This window comes from Symbiopectobacterium purcellii (assembly GCF_052050035.1).
In the GTDB taxonomy this organism is placed as follows: Bacteria; Pseudomonadota; Gammaproteobacteria; order Enterobacterales; family Enterobacteriaceae; genus Symbiopectobacterium; species Symbiopectobacterium purcellii_A.
The window spans coordinates 3,940,708-3,960,665 of the sequence record NZ_CP189882.1 but is presented as its reverse complement, the minus strand read 5'-3'; the positions used below and the strand labels follow the sequence as shown (position 1 = coordinate 3,960,665).

Below are 19,958 nucleotides of genomic sequence, written 5' to 3'. Positions count from 1 at the left end.
GTTATCAAAATAATGTCGCTTGGCTATAACGCATGTCAGCCACCGGTAGTGGACTACGGATATATAGCTAAACGACTTAATTTTGATTACATTATTTAAATGAGCTATTCAATTGATTTTAGACGTAAAGTGATATCTACACGGAAAAACGAAGGGTTGAGTATCCGAGAAACAGCGAAGCAATTTCGGATTGGCCCTGCCTCTGTATCGCGTTGGATTAATCAAATAGAGTCAAAAGCATCGACCACGCGTCAGCGAAAGATCGATAAATCCGAGTTGATAAAAGATGTTGAACAATATCCAGATGCTTACCAAAAAGAACGTGCAGAGCGTTTTGGCGTTTGTCAGAAGGCCATTTGGCAAGCGCTTAAAAAGCTGGGATTGACCTATAAAAAAAACTCTACGTCATCCGAAAGCCGACGAAAACGCCCGGCAGGGATTTCAACAAAAAAAACAACAGTATGAAAAAGAAGGTAAACCTATTGTTTTTATTGATGAAAGTGGTTTTTCACACGATGCCCCACGGACTCACGGCTATTCCCCAAAAGGTCAACGGTGTTTTGGCCTGAAGAACTGGGGAGCTAGGGGAAGAACAAATGTTATCGGCGCTTTATTAGGCACAACGCTGTTTGCTATCGGATTATTTGATATCAATATTAACAGCGATGTTTTCTATGCCTGGGTCACACAAGTCCTTATCCCAGTACTCCCTAAAAACAGTGTAATCATGATGGACAATGCCACTTTTCACAAAAAACATAATATTCAACAAGTCATCATCGATGCAGGGTATATGGTGGAGTATTTGCCTACATATTCGCCAGATCTTAACCCAATTGAGCATAAATGGGCACAAGCAAAAAGCAAAAAAAGAGAGATGGGTTGCGATACAGAGAGTTTGTTCTCAGTCCATATGGTGTAATCAAAATTAAGTCGCTTGGCTATAGACGCTGCCGTTCAACAGTTCAATTTCCAGATGTTTTTTTTCTTCATCATAGCCGACAGAAAACAGTTCGCTTGAAGCCACTCGTTTACGTTGCAAATCAAATCCCTCCCAGTGAAATCTCCCTGTTTATACGTCGCCTCTTGTGGCGTCTTGTTTCGCTAAACAGGTCCCTGAAACAGTTTCTTGCATTTCCCAGTCAGTTAACGATTGTGTGATAAAAAAAGCAGATTTAACAATCTGTTGCTGGTTGCAATATCGCAAAAAACGCTATCAGAGCGCCGTGTGATAGGTGATTGTCGGTGCGAGGTAAGCGATCTGGCAGGGAAGGAATGAGGCAGATCGGACGACCGGCCTCATTGGGGGATTGCGCTTAAGCCTTCAGATGGCTTGCATGAAAACGCAAATGATCTTCAATAAAACTGGCGATAAAGTAATAGCTGTGGTCATAACCAGACTGCGTGCGTAACGTCAGCGGCCAACCCTGTTCCTCTGCCTGTTGTGCCAAGCGCGCGGGCTGCAACTGATCGGGTAAAAACTGATCGCTGTCGCCCTGATCGACCAGCAGCGGCAATCGAGCCGTAGTCTGCGCCAGCAGATAGCAGGTGTCATAGGCCCGCCAGGTCGTTTCATCGGTGCCGAGATAAGCGGTAAAGGCTTTACATCCCCACGGAACCTCGCTTGGATTAACGATTGGTGCAAACGCAGAAGCGGACCGATAACGCTTAGGATGGCGCAGCGCCAGCATTAATGCGCCATGACCGCCCATTGAGTGTCCACTGATCGACTGACGGTCGCTGACGTTGAAATGCTCACGCACCAGCGCCGGCAGCTCGATGCTGACGTAATCGTACATGCGATAGTGCGCTGCCCACGGCGCTTGGGTGGCGTTGACGTAAAACCCTGCGCCTTGACCCAGGTCGTAACCGGGATCGTTGGCAACCGTTTCTCCACGCGGGCTGGTATCCGGCATCACCAGCACCAACCCCAGTTCGGCGGCGATACGCTGCGCGCCCGCTTTGGTGGTGAAGTTCTCATCATTGCAAGTCAACCCTGACAGCCAATACAGCACCGGCGGTGGCGTATCGTCTGCGGTTGGCGGCAGATAAATGCTGAACGTCATCGGGCCATTCACGCTGCTTGAGGTATGGCGATAGCGCTGCTGCCAACCGCCAAACAGGCGATGCTCTTCCAGTAATTCCAGCGTCTCATTCATGGGGGCGTGCCTCCTGGTGCGCGGATTAACGATAGTGGATAACAGTACGAATCGATTTGCCTTCATGCATCAAATCGAAGGCTTCGTTAATCTGTTCCAGCGGCATGGTATGAGTAATAAAATCTTTTAGCGGGAATTCACCTTTCAGATAGCGATCGACGATACCGGGCAGTTGACTGCGACCTTTTACACCGCCAAACGCTGAGCCGCGCCATACGCGTCCTGTCACCAATTGGAACGGGCGCGTCGCGATTTCTTCTCCGGCTCCGGCAACGCCGATGATCACGGATTCGCCCCAGCCTTTGTGGCAGCACTCTAGCGCAGAACGCATCACGGTAACGTTGCCGATGCATTCGAAAGAGAAGTCCACGCCGCCATCGGTCAGCTCAACAATCACATCCTGAATCGGTTTGTCGTAATCTTTTGGGTTGATCAGATCGGTTGCCCCCAGTTTGCGGGCCAGATCGAACTTGCTGGTGTTGATATCAATACCGATAATGCGACCAGCCCCAGCCATCTGTGCGCCGATAATCGCCGACAGACCGATACCGCCCAGACCGAACACGGCGACGGTGTCACCGGGCTTCAACTTGGCCGTATTCAGTACGGCACCCATGCCGGTGGTTACACCGCAGCCCAGCAGGCACACTTCTTCCAGCGGCGCTTCTTTATTGATCTTCGTCAGCGAGATTTCGGGCACTACCGTCAGTTCCGCGAAGGTAGAGGTACCCATGTAGTGAAAAATCGGCTTACCCTCTTTAAAGAAACGAGTGGTGCCATCCGGCATCAACCCTTTACCTTGGGTGCTACGAATCGACTGACACAGGTTGGTTTTGCCGGAGCGACAGAACTTACACTCGCCACATTCTGACGTATACAGCGGAATCAAGTGATCGCCGACGGCGACGCTGGTCACGCCCTCGCCAATGGCTTCAACGATACCACCACCTTCGTGACCCAGAATGGCGGGGAATACGCCTTCCGGGCCTTTGCCAGATAGTGTATAGGCATCGGTATGGCACACGCCCGTCGCGACGATACGCACCAGGACTTCGCCTTTCTGTGGCGGCATCAAATCAACGTCTTCAACCGAGAGCGGTTGGTTAGGGCCCCAGGCGACAGCGGCGCGGGTTTTGATCATGTTCATGGTGTGCTATATGAACGCATCCCGTTTGCAAAGCATTCGTGGTGTTGACATTGACGGTAGGTTGCAGCTCTATATTCGACCTTGTTGCAGCCGCTGTTGCGGGCCTCGATGAGATTCGCTGACTCACACCTCATTCTCCTGGCGAGCTTTAAGCTCAACACCCCATTCAGGTTTAGTGAGTCACGGTCTTACCTGTCGTTGTCATCACTACGGCTGCCCTAGCAACCTTTCAGCATTCACCCTTCTATTAAAAGAGTTAATGTTTTGCCAGCATCTGTCGTTCAGAACGGCCTGACGCTGACGTGTTTTTTGTCGTAAGTTCGGCTATGTGCCACCGGTGTCCACACCGTGCGCGCTATCTTGTTAGCCATTCCCACCACCGCAACGCTGGTTGTCCGTCTTTTCAGCAGCTCCGTAACCCACGGGTTCGGCCCTTTCGCCAGCAGCGTCGCAGCCCTGGCTCCGTGGATAAACAGCGTCCGCAGATAAGCATCGCCGCGTTTACTGATGCCCAGAAGCCGCACTTTGCCGCCGGTGCCTGTTTGCTTTGGCACCAAGCCGATGTAGGCTGCGAACTCCCGTCCTGATCGGAAGGCTCCCGCATCTCCCATGATGGTAATTGCTGCGGTGGCAACCAGTGGGCCAACACCTGGAATGTCCATAATCCGCCGACAGGCCTCATTCTGTTTCGCCCAAGTGGCAAGCTGTTTTTCGATAACCTCTATCTGCATATCCAGGTCATTGAGGCGCCGATGCTGGTCTTCAAACTGGTAGTTCAGGAACGGTGGCAGCTTTTCCTTAAGTCGCTCAAGCACCTCTGGCATCGCCTTGTCCAGTGACGCCCGGCCTTTACGCACAGTTTCGCCGAACTCCAACAGCAATCCGTGCAGAGAGTTGATTTGCGCGGTGCGGAACTTCACTAACTGGCGGCGCATTTTGTGCAGCGACAGTACTGCCTGCTGTTCCTCAGTTTTGACGGCAACGGCTTTAGCTGGCTGCTGGACCGTCATCCAGATAGCACGGGCATCCATCACGTCATTTTTATTGCCCATCACGAAGGCCTTGACGAATTTGCCCTGGAGTAGTCTGACCTTATGCCCCAGTTTTTCCAGCTCCCGCGCCCAGTGCTGGGAACCGCCGCAAGCTTCCATGCCAATCAGGCAAGGCTCACGATTGCTGAAGTATTCCAGCAGCGCGTCGCGCTTTATCTGTTTATCGATGACTTCACCGGTATGTTCATTAATGAAATGAACCTGCATCAGATGTTTTGCGATATCGACGCCAACAGGGGTATATTTCATGTCGTGGATCCTCCAGTTATCAGGGAGCTTTATGCATCCCGTGTTGGGCACAATGATGCCGTAAGTCTGCGAGGATCCACACCTTACCTGCCGAACCCTTCGCTGCTCTCAAATGTGTGGGATGCGTTCATCTCATTCTCCTTGCGTCAATGGGATGGTTTATTGTGCTATTTACCACGTGTTCCTGTTTTTCACCTTGACGCAGCGGAAGTCCTCAAGTTTCACCTTATCGCCGAACGACTTATAGCCAAGCGACTTAATTTTGATTACACCATATGGACTGAGAACAAACTCTCTGTATCGCAACCCATCTCTCTTTTTTTGCTTTTTGCTTGTGCCCATTTATGCTCAATTGGGTTAAGATCTGGCGAATATGTAGGCAAATACTCCACCATATACCCTGCATCGATGATGACTTGTTGAATATTATGTTTTTTGTGAAAAGTGGCATTGTCCATCATGATTACACTGTTTTTAGGGAGTACTGGGATAAGGACTTGTGTGACCCAGGCATAGAAAACATCGCTGTTAATATTGATATCAAATAATCCGATAGCAAACAGCGTTGTGCCTAATAAAGCGCCGATAACATTTGTTCTTCCCCTAGCTCCCCAGTTCTTCAGGCCAAAACACCGTTGACCTTTTGGGGAATAGCCGTGAGTCCGTGGGGCATCGTGTGAAAAACCACTTTCATCAATAAAAACAATAGGTTTACCTTCTTTTTCATACTGTTGTTTTTTTTGTTGAAATCCCTGCCGGGCGTTTTCGTCGGCTTTCGGATGACGTAGAGTTTTTTTTATAGGTCAATCCCAGCTTTTTAAGCGCTTGCCAAATGGCCTTCTGACAAACGCCAAAACGCTCTGCACGTTCTTTTTGGTAAGCATCTGGATATTGTTCAACATCTTTTATCAACTCGGATTTATCGATCTTTCGCTGACGCGTGGTCGATGCTTTTGACTCTATTTGATTAATCCAACGCGATACAGAGGCAGGGCCAATCCGAAATTGCTTCGCTGTTTCTCGGATACTCAACCCTTCGTTTTTCCGTGTAGATATCACTTTACGTCTAAAATCAATTGAATAGCTCATTTAAATAATGTAATCAAAATTAAGTCGTTTAGCTATATCTGGGCAAAACTCTGTTTGGCCTTGATGACAAGACAGTATATCTCATCGGTGCAGGCAGCAGCATTTGCGGTGCCGCAGCGGTGCTGGCCACCGCGCCAACGGTCAAGGCGGAGGGCGACAGCGTGGCGATTGCTGTCGCTACCGTTGTCATCTTCGGCACTATCGCCATGTTTCTTTATCCTTGTCTCTACTCACTGGCCGTGACTGGCGACTATTTGCCCATCTCGCCGCAGACTTTCGGCGTTTATATCGGATCCACCGTACATGAAGTGGCCCAGGTTGTGGCGGCAGGCCACAGCCTTTCACCGGAGATCGAAAACACCGCAGTGATTAGCAAGATGTTTCGCGTCATGCTATTGGCGCCGTTTCTCATGCTGTTAGGGGGATTTCTGCAACGTCGCACCAGCAGCACCACAGAAAAAACGCCAATGGCCTTCCCCTGGTTTGCCGTGGGTTTTATCGCAGTGGCCGGGTTTAATTCGCTCCATTGGCTGCCGGATACCTGGTTAACCACCGTCAACCAGATTGATAATCTGCTATTGGCGATGGCCATGGGCGCATTGGGCGTGACAACCCGTTTCAGCGCGGTGCGGCGTGCAGGTAGCAAGCCGCTGTTGCTGGCGCTATTGCTGTTTATCTGGCTGATGGTTGGCGGGGCCGGTATCAACCTTGGTATTACGGCGTTGTTGGCATAAATACGCCTTTGGTACGCCACATGGTTAGCATGTTGTTACGCTTTTTACGCCAAGCGATCACCTTTGGTTAATAACAGTGGCATACTGTGCGCAAGAGCAATAAGGAGAATGAGATGAACGCATCCCACACATTTGAGAGCAGCGAAGGGTTCGGCAGGTAAGGTGTGGATCCTCGCAGACTTCCGGCATCATTGTGCCCAACACGGGATGCATAAAGCTCCCTGATAACTGGAGGATCCACGACATGAAATATACCCCTGTTGGCGTCGATATCGCAAAACATCTGATGCAGGTTCACTTCATTAATGAACATACCGGTGAAGTCATCGATAAACAGATAAAGCGCGACGCGCTGCTGGAATACTTCAGCAATCGGGAGCCTTGCCTGATTGGCATGGAAGCTTGCGGCGGTTCCCAGTACTGGGCGCGGGAGCTGGAAAAACTGGGGCATAAGGTCAGACTACTCCAGGGCAAATTCGTCAAGGCCTTCGTGATGGGCAATAAAAATGACGTGATGGATGCCCGTGCTATCTGGATGGCGGTCCAGCAGCCAGCTAAAGCCGTTGCCGTCAAAACTGAGGAACAGCAGGCAGTACTGTCGCTGCACAAAATGCGCCGCCAGTTAGTGAAGTTCCGCACCGAGCAAATCAACGCGCTGCACGGATTGCTGTTGGAGTTCGGCGAAACTGTGCGTAAAGGCCGGGCGTCACTGGACAAGGCGATGCCAGAGGTGCTTGAGCGACTTAAGGAAAAACTGCCACCGTTCCTGATCTACCAGTTTGAAGACCAGCATCGGCGCCTCAATGACCTGGATATGCAGATAGAGGGTATCGAAAAACAGCTTGCCACTTGGGCGAAACAGAATGAGGTCTGTCGGCGGATTATGGACATTCCAGATGTTGGCCCACTGGTTGCCACCGCAGCAGTTACCATCATGGGAGATGCGGGAGCCTTCCGATCAGGACGGGAGTTCGCAGCCTACATCGGCTTGGTGCCAAAGCAAACAGGCACCGGCGGCAAAGTGAGGCTTCTGGGCATCAGTAAACGCGGCGATGCTTATCTGCGGACGCTGTTTATCCACGGAGCCAGGGCTGCGACGCTGCTGGCGAAAGAGCCGAACCCGTGGGTTACGGAGCTGCTGAAAAGACGGACAACCAGCGTTGCGGTGGTGGGGATGGCTAACAAGATAGCGCGCACGGTGTGGGCCCTGGTGGCACATAGCCGAACTTACGACAAAAAACACGTCAGTGTCAGGCCGTTCTGAACGACAGATACTGGCAAAACATTAACTCTTTTAATAGAAGGGTGAATGCTGAAAGGTTGCTAGGGCAGCCGTAGTGATGACAACGACAGGTAAGACCGTGACTCACTAAACCTGAATGGGGTGTTGAGCTTAAAGCTCGCCAGGAGAATGAGGTGTGAGTCAGCGAATCTCATCGAGGCCCGCAGCAGCGGCTGCAACAAGGCCGAATATAGAGCTGCAACCTACTGTCAATGTCAACACCACGAATGCTTTACAAACGGGATGCGTTCATATAGAACAGCATGAAATATGTAGGCGCACACGTCAGCGCGGCCGGCGGAGTGGATCAGGCAGTTATCAGGGCCCACGAACTCAAGGCAACCGCATTTGCCTTGTTCACCAAAAATCAGCGCCAGTGGCAGTCTGCACCGTTATCCGAAACGGTGATTGCACAGTTCAAGGCTGTCTGCCAACAGTACGGCTACCAGCCGGGGCAGATCCTTACGCACGACAGCTATCTGATCAATCTCGGTCACCCGGACACCGAGGCGTTGGAGAAATCACGCAGCGCCTTTATTGATGAAATGGCGCGTTGCCAACAGTTGGGGCTGTCATTGCTAAACTTTCACCCCGGCAGCCATTTGAAACAGATTGATAAACGTGACTGTCTGGCGCGCATTGCCGAGTCGATCAATATCGCGCTTGATGCCACTCAAGGCGTAACGGCTGTCATCGAAAACACCGCAGGCCAAGGCACCAACCTGGGCTTCCGCTTTGAACATCTGGCGGCCATTATTGACGGCGTCGAGGATAAAACCCGCGTAGGGGTATGCATTGATACCTGCCACGCTTTTGCCGGTGGCTACGATATCCGCACCGACGCCGCCTGTGATGAAACCTTTGCCGCGTTCGATCGCACCGTGGGCTTTGGTTATCTGCGCGGTATGCACCTGAACGATGCCAAAAGTGCCTTTAACAGCCGCGTCGATCGCCACCACAGCCTGGGAGAAGGAAACATCGGGCACGCCCCCTTCCGCTATATCATGCGCGACCCACGTTTTGACGGAATCCCGTTGATTCTGGAGACCGTTAATCCGGATATCTGGGCCGATGAAATCGCCTGGCTAAAAGCACAAGCCGCATAAAAAACGCCAGCCTTACGGCTGGCGTTTTAGCATCGCGTTCAGTATTGGCTTACCACTTACGCCGCTTTCACCAACTGCTCGTAAGGACGTTTCAGCAAAGCATACAGCAGACCCGCCACCGCGGTGCCCGCCAGAATCGCGAACAGGTAGCCCAGTACCGGCGTGATCGCACCTGGGATCAACAGCACAAACAACCCGCCGTGCGGTGCCATCAGGTGTGCGCCCACGGCCATCGACAGCGCCCCAGTAATGGCGCCCCCCAGAATACAGCACGGCAGTACACGCATCGGATCACGCGCCGCGTAAGGGATTGCCCCTTCAGAGATAAAGCACAGGCCGAGCACAAATGCGGCTTTGCCCCCTTCACGCTCGGACGCGCTGAATTTCTTCGCAGCCACCAGCGTCGCAAGGCCCATCGCCAACGGCGGAACCATGCCTCCGGCCATAACCGCCGCCATCGGCGCGTAGATCTGGCTACTGAGCAATGTGGTACCAAACACGTAGGCCACCTTGTTCACCGGACCGCCCATATCGGTACACATCATGCCGCCCAGAATTGCACCCAGAATCACAGCGTTAGCCGTGCCCATGGATTGCAACCAGCTGGTTAAGCCCGTCAGGATTTTCGCTACCGGCGTACCTACCACGTAGATCATGATGAGACCGGTGATGAGCGTCGCCACCAGCGGAATAATCAGGATCGGCTTCAGGGCAGACATACTTTGCGGCAGCTTGACATGGTCACTGAGCGCTTTCGCCAGATAACCCGCCAGGAAGCCCGCGATAATACCGCCCAAGAACCCCGCACCGGTACTCATGGCCAGCATACCGCCAACCATCCCCGGAGCCAGACCGGGACGGTCAGCAATAGAGAATGCAATGTAACCCGCTAACACCGGCACCATCAGCTTAAAGGCTGAACCGCCCCCGATGTTCATCAGGTGTGCTGCCAGCGTACCTTCCTCTTTAAATGCCTCGATGCCAAACAAGAACGATAGCGCGATACACAAGCCCCCTGCCACCACCACCGGCAGCATGAAGGACACGCCCGTCAACAAATGGCGATACGGTCCGGTGCCGCCCTTTTTCTGTCCGGTACTGGCTGGCTGTGCACCACTTTGCGCCGATGACTGGTACACCGTGGCTTCTGCCTGCGCTTTATCCAGTTCCTGCGCCGTTTTCTTCAGCGCAAGTCCGGTTGAGGTGCGGTACATTTTTTTGCCGGCAAACTTCGACAGATCCACTGCAATATCCGCTGCCACGATAACCAGATCGGCCTGCTCAACTTCTTCCGGCGTGATCGCGTTACCGGCGCCAACGGAGCCGCGCGTGTCCACTTTCACCCACCAGCCGCGTTTTTTCGCTTCCTGCGCGATGGCTTCTGCTGCCATAAAGGTGTGTGCCACGCCGGTCGGGCACGCCGTCACCGCTACGATACGCGGTACTGAAGGCGCACTCACCGCCCCCGCAGGAGCCTGATACAACTCAGCCTGTGCTTTCGCCTGCGTCAGGAATTGTTCGGGCTGGCTGGCAGCCAGTTCAACATCACCGACATACACCTTTTTGCCATTGAGCGCGCTGTCAGCAGACAGTGCGCCGCCCAAGACAATCGCCAGTTCGCTTTCATCGATCTTGTCAGTCAGCGTCAGGTCCGCTTTCGCAGCCGCCGCGCCGAGCAGTTTTTTCACCAGGTGGCTTCTGGCAAGCCCCAGTGATTTATCTATTATCAGCAGCGTTTTCATGATCTATCTCTTGCTGTTAGTGATTGAAGGGTTTCAGGTCTACACGCGCCATCATCGCGGCCAACTGAGGTCGATCGGTAATGCCAACATTGCTTTGGCTTACGGCCAGCGCCGCCACGGCGGTTGCCAGTCGTAAGGTGTGTTCACTTGATTCACGCATTAACAGGCCATAAATCAATCCGCCGACCATGGAATCACCGGCACCTACGGTGCTGAAAACATCGCAATCCGGTGGTTTGGCCAACCAGGCACCTGAGGCGTTGACCCACAGAGCACCTTCCGCCCCCAACGAGATCACCACATGAGCGATACCTTGCTCGCGCAGCGCATGGGCAGCGTCTACCACATCTTCCAGCGTAGGCAGCTTACGGCCTGCCCAGATTTCCAGCTCACGACGGTTGGGTTTCACCAACCAGGGCGCGGCTTTCAGCCCAGCGACCAGCGCCTCACGGCTGCTGTCGAAAATAATGCACGGGCATTGGGTACGCAGGCGTGACATCCAATCGGTAAACGCATCCGGATCGACGCCCGCGGGCAAACTGCCACTGACGGCAACCATGTCGAACTGCCATAACCAACTGAGCGAGTCATTGACGAAGCGCAGCCAGTCTTGCTGTGTAACATCGAACCCGGAGAAGTTGAGATCGGTCACTTCACCGGCTTTTTCCGTCAGCTTGACGTTGATACGCGTGCGGCCGGGTACAACCTGAAAACGGTTGGCAATGCCCAGTTCGCTGAACAATTGCTGAAAACCGTCCTGATTGTCTTTGCCCAGAAATCCACCCACCGTGACGTCAATCCCGAGGTCTTTCAGCACTTTGGCAACATTAATACCTTTGCCTGCGGCGTGAAGACCCGCCGTCTGCACCAGGTTGACTTCACCCCGTTCAATTTCGGGGCAATATCCCACCAGGTCATACGCGGGATTCAGGGTAATGGTGGCAACTCGCCTGCTCATGCTGCGCCCTCCCCTAATCCAGAATTAATTGCTTCGCCAATCGCCGCCAATGCCTGTTCAGCATCACTGCCTGCTGCGGTGAAGCGCAGCTTATGGCCCTTTTTAACGCCCAGCGCCACCACCTTCATCAGGCTGCGCCCGTTGGCCGGCTTGCCGGTACCGTCCAGATTGGTCACCGTGATCTCGCTGGTGAACTGCTTGATAACATTCACCAACATGGTCCCCGGACGTGCGTGCAGCCCATGCTCGTTTCGGATGGTGTAATCGGCGGTCAGCACATCGTTTTCTTCCGGTACGTCGCTGGTCAGCAATGCCAGCAGCGTGGCGGCATCGGCATTCAGCAAGCGTTCAGCTTTCTGTGCGATCAGCAGGTTGCTTAAATAATCAATGGGGGCCAGCGCTTGTTCATCTGCGGCGGCAACCGTAATCAGCAGCGCCACCGGTTCGTCATGAGCGGTAAAGGCGGCGACAGGACGGCTTACGGCGACAGCACTCGCCAGATTGCCCTGTGCGTTATCGCTCAACCACACCCCTTGTCCCAGATACAGCGGTTTCTGACTGACGGCTGCGCTGACAAACCCGGCATCGACGGCACCGATCTGCTGCAAACGGCCCGCGTTCAGCGCCTGTAACGTCAGCAGGCTGTCCGTTGCAACGTCCAGCGTAATCAACGAGGTATCAAACCGGAAATCCGCGCCCTGCTGCTCACCCATCAGCAAACTGCGCAACTCTTCTGCTGACGCGGTTTTTGCCATACGCGCTGCCACGTTTTCATCGCTCAACACGTGGGTTAGCTGACGCAATAACGCCAGGTGTTCATCCGAGCGGGCTGCGATGCCCAGCACCACATAGGCAGTTTCCTCTCCCCAGACAATCCCCTGCGGAAATTGAAGCACCTGAACGCCGGTCTTCAGCACCAGATCGCGCGTATCGGTTGTGCCGTGTGGGATAGCAATACCATTCCCTAAATAGGTCGACGTTTGCAGTTCACGCTGCAACATGCCATCGACATACGCCGGGCTGACACACCCGGCAGCAGCCAGTGCAGCTGCCACTTGTTGGATAGCGTCCTGCTTGTCGCTGGCAGCCGCACCCATGTGAATATCTTGCTGTGATAACTGGAACATGACGCTCCTCTCCGCTTCTGTTGAATCGTTTCAGCAAACAAATGAGCATATAATACCACTAGTAGCAAGCAATGCAAAAAAGGATTACTGAAACTTTTCACTGAGTCTGGGCCTAATGTTGCTTTTATGCAAATATTCCACGACTTTCATGTTATGGATTTTTGACATCACGCACATTTTAGCCATTCAGCATTCTGAATTAATAGTAGAAAACCGAACCAGCTGAAGGCCTGCTGAAGCAAAAAATATGAAACATCTTTTCAGAACGCGCAAAACTCGCGTAAAATGCGCACGCTCGCTGTGGTATCACGGCTTGCATTATCTGACTCAAACGGCACTTACTCTCATCTTGCACGTTTTTTGCACGCGCGTATCGCCCATACGTTTTCTGACTCACACACGCACTGCCCTAGATTGTTAACTATGTCTATATTGAACTCCGTATTGCGGCGTCAGCCCGATCTGACATCCTCTGCGTTCCTGGTTATTGCTTTCCTAACCGGTATTGCCGGGGCATTGCAATTGCCGACGTTAAGCCTGTTCCTTTCGACCGAAGTAAAGGTAAACCCGCTGATGGTGGGGCTCTACTATACGGGCAGCGCCGTTATCGGCATTGTGGTGAGCCAAATGCTGGCCACGCACTCCGACAAGCAAGGCGATCGTAAACGGCTGATTCTGCACTGTTGCATACTGGGTGCACTGGGATGCGTGCTGTATGCCTGGAACCGTAATTACTTTATCTTGCTGATTGTCGGCGTCATTCTCTCAAGCTTTGGTTCGACGGCTAACGCACAGCTGTTCGCGCTGGCACGTGAGCACGCCGATCGCACCGGGCGTGAAGCCGCAATGTTCAGTTCGGTGATGCGTGCTCAAATTTCCCTGTCCTGGGTGATTGGTCCGCCAGTGGCCTTTGCCTTGGCGCTGGGTTTTGGTTTCCCGGTGATGTACCTCAGCGCAGCGGTTGTCTTTTTGCTGTGTGGCGTGCTGGTGACTTTTCTGCTCCCTTCAATGCCAAAATCCGCCTTGAAAACGGATACCACGCTGGCGTCACAGCGTCAGAATCGGCACGACACGCTGCTGCTTTTTTTCGCCTGCAGCGCCATGTGGACGTGCAACGGGGTTTACCTGATCACCATGCCTTTATATGTGGTCAACGCGCTGGGACTTTCTGAAAAGCTGGCCGGGATCATGATGGGCACGGCGGCAGGCCTGGAAATTCCGGTCATGTTGATTGCGGGCTATGTGGCAAAACGCGTTGGCAAACGCTTTTTGATGCGCATTGCCGTTGGCGCAGGCCTGCTGTTCTATGTTGGACTGGTGCTGTTTAGCGCAGAGTGGGCGCTGCTAGGCTGTGTCCCTTAATTACGTAACCGGGCGTAAAACAAGCGGATGCAGCCCAGTTTCACCATTGCTAGATAGTTTCTTGCCGTTTTTTCATAACGTGTGGCAGTCCGTCTATATTCCTTTAAACGGCCAAAACATCTTTCTACAACGTTGCGACGGCGATAAGCATCACGATAAAGTTGTGAGCGTCCATCTGAAGCCAGTTTTTCATTTGATTTTCGGGGAATAACCGTTTTTATCCCTCTTCTTTTCAACTTGTTACGGAGTGCATTGCCAGAGTAGGCTTTGTCAGCCAGTACCGCATGACCACGACGCTTCATGCTACCGTTCTGCCGTTGCACGCCAATGCCGTCCAGGAGTCGTAACGCGAACAGGCTTTCGTGAGCCTGCCCAGCACTCAGTACGATATTTAGCGGGATGCCACTTCCTTCAGTCGCCATGTGGATTTTGGTGCCATAACCACCTCGTGAGCGACCCAGGCTGTTATCGTTGGTAATATCGGGATGTTTTTTTGAGCGCCAGCCGCACATTTGAGCGCACGGATATTGCTGCCATCCAGCGCAGTGGCTGACCAGTCAACAAGTCCATGAGCATCAAGAAATGAAAGTAACCTATTAAAAATAATGTTAATAACTCCAGACTTTGACCATCTATTGAAACGGTTATAAACGGTTTTCCATGGGCCGTAACGTTCAGGTAAATCACGCCATGGGGCACCTGAACACAGTATCCAGAACATGCCGTTGACGATTTTGCGATGTTCTGCCCATGGCCGGCCTGCCTGCGGAGATGTCAAAACGGTTGGTAACAAGGGCTCAATGATTGCCCATGTTTCATCAGAAAGATCGTAGCGAGCCATAATCCAAAGTGTCTTAGAAACAGATGGATACTATAGCTCAAGCAATTAAGGGACACAGCCTAGGAAATTTGCTCGATAACGCCAGTTCAATACAGAGATATTCACCATTTTTCCCATTTTTATCCCCATAAGCGTTGGCGATTTCACGTTTTACTGGCAGATCGACGATTTACTTAGCCATAGGTTTTTCGTATCATTAAACTAGTACAATACATTTACCTTGGAGCTGCAATGTCAGCCGACGTTTTCCCGCTTTCCCGTTCTCGCTCTGCCTTTGGCGGTGCCATGATCATTGCAGGCACTGCCGTAGGTGCAGGCATGTTTTCCATCCCTATCGTTACCGCCGGTGTCTGGTTTAGTGGCTCCGTGTTGTTGCTGGTTGCCACCTGGTTTTGCATGTTTGCCTCCGGATTGATGATTCTCGAGACCAACCTGCACTACCCCGCTGGTGCCAGCTTCCACACTATGGTGAAAGATCTGCTCGGGAAACAGTGGAATACCCTGAACGGCCTGTCCGTGACCTTTGTTCTTTATATTCTGACCTATGCCTATATCTCAGCAGGTGGTTCAATCATCACGCACACGCTGGCAGATATTTTTCCCATCGGACACTCCATATCAGGGGGAGTATTCTCCCTGCTGGTCGCCTTTATTGTCTGGCTCTCCACGCGCGCCGTGGATCGACTGAGCACCCTTCTGATTGGCGGCATGGTCATTACTTTTGTGCTGTCAGTGAGCGATCTGCTCACTCAGGTCAACCATCCTCGTCTGCTGATGAGTGCCCCCGCGGATGCCCCCTACTTTCCCTATGCGCTGGGCGCCTTGCCCTACCTGTTGGCCTCTTTTGGCTACCATGGCAATGTGCCTGGTTTGGTGAAGTACTATCATAAAGAGGGTCGCACGGTGGCGCGCAGCCTGTTGTATGGCACGTTACTGTCGCTGGCGATCTATTTACTATGGCAGTATGTGATTCAAGGCAACATTCCGCGTGAAGGGTTTAAAGCCGTGGTCGCCGAAGGCGGCAACATCGGCAATTTGCTTCAGCACATGGGTAGCGCTGCGCAAAGTGCTTATCTGATCCCCTTGCTAAACGCCTTTTTTTATATGGCGCTGGCCAGTTCGTTCCTCGGCGTATCCTTGGGATTGTTTGATTATATTCACGACTCTTTTTCACTGGCAGATACGCCGCGAGGCCGTACACAGGCCGCCAGCATGACCTTTATTCCGCCAACGCTTGCCGCCTTGCTCTATCCGGATGGCTTTCTGCATGCCATCGGCTTTGCAGGACTGGCGGCGACGCTGTGGGCGGTGATCATTCCCGCCTGTATGGTGGTGGCCGCCCGTAAGCGCTTTGCGCCTAATAGCACGACCTATCGCGCACCGGGTGGAATATGGCTGGTGGTTATCGTTCTGGTGTTTGGTGCCATCAACATCGTGGCGCACCTGCTCACGCTATTGGGTGTGCTGCCGGTGTACGCCTGACCGACCTGCTATAAAATAGAACGACAGCGATGAATGCGCGAGCGGATGATAAAATGCCGCTTGCCTGAATTCAGCGGCGCTAGTAACGTGTTGCCACAAAAATGTCTTTTTCTTTATTACAGGGTTTTTTTATGGCAAGAGCGAACGAAATCAAACGTGGCATGGTGATCAATTACGGTGGCAAGCTGCTGTTGGTAAAGGATGTCGATATCCAAAGCCCCAGCGCTCGCGGCGCCAGCACGTTGTACAAAATGCGTTTCTCCGATGTGCGTAACGGCCTGAAGGTTGAAGAACGTTTCAAGGGTGACGACATTCTCGATACAATCACCCTGACACGCCGTTTTGTCACCTTCTCCTATGTGGACGGTGATGAGTACGTCTTTATGGATGATGAAGATTACACGCCGTATATCTTCAAACAAGAGCAAATTGAAAACGAACTGCTGCTTATACCGGAAGGCGGGATGCCAGGCATTCAGGTGCTGACCTGGGATGGACAAATCCTGGCGCTGTAACTGCCGCAAACGGTGGATTTGGAAATTGTCGAGACCGCACCAGGCATCAAAGGGGCTTCCGCCAGCGCCCGCAACAAACCGGCGACCATGAGCACCGGTCTGGTGGTTCAGGTGCCAGAATACCTGAGCGCGGGTGAAAACATTCGTATTCATATCGCTGAGCGTCGCTATATGGGCCGCGCTGACTAAGTCTCTCTCGCGCCGGTCATTGACTGGCGCGCCTCTCCCGCGCATGCGTATTTCCGGAGTCTGATGTGTTGACAAAAGTAAACCTGATCACTGGCTTTCTTGGCAGCGGCAAAACCACCACCATTCGCCATCTGCTGAAACAAAAACCCGAAGATGAAGTGTGGGCAGTACTGGTCAATGAATTTGGTGAAATAGGCATCGACGGCGCGTTGTTGTCTGACAGCGGCGCGGTATTGAAAGAAATCCCCGGCGGTTGCATGTGCTGCGTGAACGGTCTGCCGATGCAGATTGGCCTGAATATGCTGCTGCAACAAAAGAAGCCGCATCGTTTACTGATCGAACCAACCGGTTTGGGACACCCGAAGCAGATTCTTTCGTTGCTCACCGCGGAAAGCTATCAACCCTGGCTCAGTTTGCAGGCCTCTCTTTGCCTGCTTGATGCGCGGCAGTTACAGGACACGCGTTACAGTGAAAACGAAAACTTCCGCGATCAGTTAGCCGCAGCGGACATTATCATTGCCAACAAGCAGGATACCTACCGCGTGGACGACATCGCCGCGCTACAGCGTTGGCAACAGACTGAAGCGGGCGATCGCCTTATCGTGAGCGCCGCCCAGGGCGAAATCGATGTGTCACTGCTCGATGAACCACGCTGCAATACGCGCGAACTTCCTGATGGTGCACATCATCACGCCCATGCTTCCGAGCGCGGATTGGCCGCATTGCGTCTGCCCGGTGGCGAAGCCTGGCGCCGCGCGCTCAATGAAGGACAAGGTTACTTTGCCTGTGGCTGGATTTTTTCATCAGAAACGCAGTTTTCCACCGCAGCACTGTTAGATTGGGTTCGGTTGACGCCGGTCGACCGTATTAAAGGCGTGATGCGTATTCCCGAAGGGACATTGATTATCAATCGGCAGGGATTGGACCTGCATATTGAAACCAAACCGCTTCCCCCACTCGACAGCCGGATTGAGTTAATTCACACCGCGCCGGCACCGTGGAATCAGCTCCAAAGCCATCTATTGAGCTCTCGCTTAAGTTTGCAGGAATACGATTAAAGCGTTTTTTTCTTAATATTTTGAGTTTCTTGCATGTCACAACGTCAGTTTTTTGCCATTCTGCTGCTCAGCGCAGCAGGCGTGGTGCTGTTCTTTTCTTGGTATCTTCCTGCTCATCACGGATTCTGGTTTACCCTCGACAGCGCCATCTTCTTTTACTTTAACCAGCATCTGGCAACCAGTCCGTTGCTGCTCTATACGGTTGCTATCACCAACAACCGCGCTTTCGATGCCTGTGCGCTGCTGGCGATGGGATTGCTTTATCTTTACCATTATAGCTAAACGACTTAATTTTGATTACATTATTTAAATGAGCTATTCAATTGATTTTAGACGTAAAGTGATATCTACACGGAAAAACGAAGGGTTGAGTATCCGAGAAACAGCGAAGCAATTTCGGATTGGCCCTGCCTCTGTATCGCGTTGGATTAATCAAATAGAGTCAAAAGCATCGACCACGCGTCAGCGAAAGATCGATAAATCCGAGTTGATAAAAGATGTTGAACAATATCCAGATGCTTACCAAAAAGAACGTGCAGAGCGTTTTGGCGTTTGTCAGAAGGCCATTTGGCAAGCGCTTAAAAAGCTGGGATTGACCTATAAAAAAAACTCTACGTCATCCGAAAGCCGACGAAAACGCCCGGCAGGGATTTCAACAAAAAAAACAACAGTATGAAAAAGAAGGTAAACCTATTGTTTTTATTGATGAAAGTGGTTTTTCACACGATACCCCACGGACTCACGGCTATTCCCCAAAAGGTCAACGGTGTTTTGGCCTGAAGAACTGGGGAGCTAGGGGAAGAACAAATGTTATCGGCGCTTTATTAGGCACAACGCTGTTTGCTATCGGATTATTTGATATCAATATTAACAGCGATGTTTTCTATGCCTGGGTCACACAAGTCCTTATCCCAGTACTCCCTAAAAACAGTGTAATCATGATGGACAATGCCACTTTTCACAAAAAACATAATATTCAACAAGTCATCATCGATGCAGGGTATATGGTGGAGTATTTGCCTACATATTCGCCAGATCTTAACCCAATTGAGCATAAATGGGCACAAGCAAAAAGCAAAAAAAGAGAGATGGGTTGCGATACAGAGAGTTTGTTCTCAGTCCATATGGTGTAATCAAAATTAAGTCGCTTGGCTATATCGGCGCGGGGATAGCACTGAACGCCAGCGCTTACTGATTATGGGCGTGGTCATGCTGATTACCGCCGTGGTGTTGAATCAGTTAGGCCACTTGCTGCCAGTACAACACGTCAGTCCGACCTATTATTTCAGTAATATCAATCGGGTAGCAGAATTGGCCGGTTGACCTACCAAAGATGCCTCTCGTGACAGCTTCCCTGGCGATCACGGCATGATGCTGATGATTTACGCCGCTTTTATGCTGCGCTATTTTTCGCGCCGCTCATTTTTGAGCTCATAGGCCATCGTGGTAGTTTTTGCCACACCGCGCGTAATGATTGGTGCCCACTGGTTTAGCGACATTGCGGTGGGCTCCCTGTCTTTGGTTTTGGTGGCACTAAGCTGGTGGCTGATCTCACCGGCCAGCGACGCAATGATTAATTTTTTGCATCGTTCATTACCGGCGCGTTACCGGCGCTAGACGCCCTCCTCTTTGACGCAACGCCACCAACCTGCACCGGCATTCTGGCCCCAAGCGCCTGGATGCCGGCCTGTCATTAGTATGTCATCTGTCTGCGTTAGGGTTATCCGCGTTTTTTAGGACAAATCATATCCGCAATTTTACGAATTATTACATCATTAATTCTTATAAAGAATTTCCATAAAAAGGCTCGCAATCGCCGGAGCGTTAGGTTAGTCTCGGTAAAGTTTGAGTTTTACCGAACGCAAT

Annotated in this window: 17 protein-coding genes and 6 pseudogenes; 13 read left to right on the top strand and 10 right to left on the bottom strand. The window is 52.0% G+C overall.

Annotated elements, in window-relative coordinates:
* The first annotated feature begins 99 nt into the window (after window positions 1–99).
* Complete coding sequence (locus tag ACQGXV_RS27050; protein WP_440862584.1) at window positions 100–465, top strand: IS630 transposase-related protein; 366 nt, start codon at window positions 100–102, stop codon at window positions 463–465.
* On the top strand, window positions 389–922 hold the full coding sequence (locus ACQGXV_RS27045) for an IS630 family transposase (protein WP_440862665.1): 534 nt from the start codon (window positions 389–391) through the stop codon (window positions 920–922). Before ACQGXV_RS27050 ends, ACQGXV_RS27045 begins: the two co-directional genes overlap by 77 nt.
* A 21-nt stretch (window positions 923–943) precedes the next feature.
* On the opposite strand, the pseudogene ACQGXV_RS27040 reads toward ACQGXV_RS27045, so the two are convergent.
* The 6 genes and pseudogenes from ACQGXV_RS27040 to ACQGXV_RS27015 all read right to left on the bottom strand — a co-directional run.
* Window positions 944–1,042 (bottom strand): annotated as a pseudogene (locus tag ACQGXV_RS27040) (KTSC domain-containing protein); the annotation flags it as partial.
* Between the two features lie 274 nt (window positions 1,043–1,316).
* On the bottom strand, window positions 1,317–2,159 hold the full coding sequence (fghA, locus tag ACQGXV_RS27035) for an S-formylglutathione hydrolase (protein ID WP_440863741.1): 843 nt from the start codon (window positions 2,157–2,159) through the stop codon (window positions 1,317–1,319).
* A gap of 25 nt (window positions 2,160–2,184) precedes the next feature.
* The gene (locus tag ACQGXV_RS27030; protein WP_440863740.1) at window positions 2,185–3,306 is read right to left on the bottom strand and encodes an S-(hydroxymethyl)glutathione dehydrogenase/class III alcohol dehydrogenase; all 1,122 of its coding nucleotides are present in this window, start codon (window positions 3,304–3,306) and stop codon (window positions 2,185–2,187) included.
* Window positions 3,307–3,587: 281 nt separating this feature from the next.
* On the bottom strand, window positions 3,588–4,607 hold the full coding sequence (locus ACQGXV_RS27025) for an IS110 family transposase (protein WP_440863739.1): 1,020 nt from the start codon (window positions 4,605–4,607) through the stop codon (window positions 3,588–3,590).
* A 266-nt stretch (window positions 4,608–4,873) separates the two neighbouring features.
* The gene (locus ACQGXV_RS27020) at window positions 4,874–5,407 is read right to left on the bottom strand and encodes an IS630 family transposase (protein ID WP_440862665.1); all 534 of its coding nucleotides are present in this window, start codon (window positions 5,405–5,407) and stop codon (window positions 4,874–4,876) included.
* Window positions 5,331–5,696 carry an IS630 transposase-related protein gene (locus ACQGXV_RS27015; RefSeq protein WP_440862584.1) on the bottom strand — a complete coding sequence of 122 codons (366 nt, stop codon included), beginning with the start codon at window positions 5,694–5,696 and terminating at the stop codon, window positions 5,331–5,333. The genes ACQGXV_RS27020 and ACQGXV_RS27015 overlap by 77 nt, the downstream gene beginning before the upstream one ends.
* 35 nt (window positions 5,697–5,731) lie before the next feature.
* Here ACQGXV_RS27015 and ACQGXV_RS27010 point away from each other — a divergent pair.
* From ACQGXV_RS27010 to nfo, 3 genes and pseudogenes are all read left to right on the top strand, one after another.
* A pseudogene (locus ACQGXV_RS27010) lies at window positions 5,732–6,430 on the top strand (YeiH family protein); the annotation flags it as partial.
* Window positions 6,431–6,674: 244 nt separating this feature from the next.
* A complete protein-coding gene (locus tag ACQGXV_RS27005; protein ID WP_440863738.1) occupies window positions 6,675–7,694 on the top strand; it encodes an IS110 family transposase in 1,020 nt (339 codons plus the stop codon).
* 281 nt (window positions 7,695–7,975) lie between these two features.
* Window positions 7,976–8,818: a deoxyribonuclease IV gene (gene nfo, locus ACQGXV_RS27000; RefSeq protein WP_440863737.1), complete on the top strand. Its 843-nt coding sequence runs from the start codon at window positions 7,976–7,978 to the stop codon at window positions 8,816–8,818.
* Between the two features lie 56 nt (window positions 8,819–8,874).
* Here the strand turns inward: nfo and fruA are convergent, their stop codons facing one another.
* From fruA to fruB, 3 genes are read right to left on the bottom strand one after another with little or no spacing between them, the layout of a single operon-like run.
* Window positions 8,875–10,560, bottom strand: coding sequence for a PTS fructose transporter subunit IIBC (gene fruA / locus ACQGXV_RS26995; protein ID WP_440863736.1), 1,686 nt, complete (start codon window positions 10,558–10,560; stop codon window positions 8,875–8,877).
* 16 nt (window positions 10,561–10,576) lie between these two features.
* Complete coding sequence (fruK, locus tag ACQGXV_RS26990; protein WP_440863735.1) at window positions 10,577–11,518, bottom strand: 1-phosphofructokinase; 942 nt, start codon at window positions 11,516–11,518, stop codon at window positions 10,577–10,579.
* Window positions 11,515–12,645, bottom strand: coding sequence for a fused PTS fructose transporter subunit IIA/HPr protein (gene fruB, locus ACQGXV_RS26985; protein ID WP_440863734.1), 1,131 nt, complete (start codon window positions 12,643–12,645; stop codon window positions 11,515–11,517). The genes fruK and fruB overlap by 4 nt, the downstream gene beginning before the upstream one ends.
* Window positions 12,646–13,068: 423 nt before the next feature.
* On the opposite strand from fruB, the pseudogene ACQGXV_RS26980 reads away from it, so the two are divergent.
* Window positions 13,069–13,992 (top strand): annotated as a pseudogene (locus ACQGXV_RS26980) (MFS transporter); the annotation flags it as partial.
* A gap of 11 nt (window positions 13,993–14,003) precedes the next feature.
* Here the strand turns inward: ACQGXV_RS26980 and ACQGXV_RS26975 are convergent.
* Window positions 14,004–14,848 (bottom strand): IS5 family transposase gene (locus tag ACQGXV_RS26975; RefSeq protein WP_440863733.1). Its coding sequence is split into 2 segments (ribosomal slippage): window positions 14,004–14,503 and window positions 14,503–14,848, totalling 846 coding nucleotides; the frame shifts between segments, so codons are not numbered across the junction.
* 231 nt (window positions 14,849–15,079) lie between these two features.
* Between ACQGXV_RS26975 and ACQGXV_RS26970 the strand changes: the two genes are divergently transcribed.
* The 7 genes and pseudogenes from ACQGXV_RS26970 to ACQGXV_RS26940 all read left to right on the top strand — a co-directional run.
* Window positions 15,080–16,330: an aromatic amino acid transporter gene (locus ACQGXV_RS26970; RefSeq protein WP_440863732.1), complete on the top strand. Its 1,251-nt coding sequence runs from the start codon at window positions 15,080–15,082 to the stop codon at window positions 16,328–16,330.
* A gap of 131 nt (window positions 16,331–16,461) precedes the next feature.
* Window positions 16,462–17,034 (top strand): annotated as a pseudogene (gene yeiP / locus ACQGXV_RS26965) (elongation factor P-like protein YeiP).
* 65 nt (window positions 17,035–17,099) lie between these two features.
* Entirely contained in the window at window positions 17,100–18,092 is a 993-nt protein-coding gene (locus ACQGXV_RS26960; RefSeq protein ID WP_440863731.1) for a CobW family GTP-binding protein, read from the top strand.
* Window positions 18,093–18,125: 33 nt separating this feature from the next.
* A pseudogene (locus tag ACQGXV_RS26955) lies at window positions 18,126–18,368 on the top strand (hypothetical protein); the annotation flags it as partial.
* Between the two features lie 34 nt (window positions 18,369–18,402).
* Entirely contained in the window at window positions 18,403–18,768 is a 366-nt protein-coding gene (locus tag ACQGXV_RS26950) for an IS630 transposase-related protein (RefSeq protein ID WP_440862584.1), read from the top strand.
* On the top strand, window positions 18,692–19,225 hold the full coding sequence (locus ACQGXV_RS26945) for an IS630 family transposase (RefSeq protein WP_440867179.1): 534 nt from the start codon (window positions 18,692–18,694) through the stop codon (window positions 19,223–19,225). Before ACQGXV_RS26950 ends, ACQGXV_RS26945 begins: the two co-directional genes overlap by 77 nt.
* A gap of 37 nt (window positions 19,226–19,262) precedes the next feature.
* A pseudogene (locus ACQGXV_RS26940) lies at window positions 19,263–19,709 on the top strand (phosphatase PAP2 family protein); the annotation flags it as partial.
* Between the last annotated feature and the right edge of the window lie 249 nt (window positions 19,710–19,958).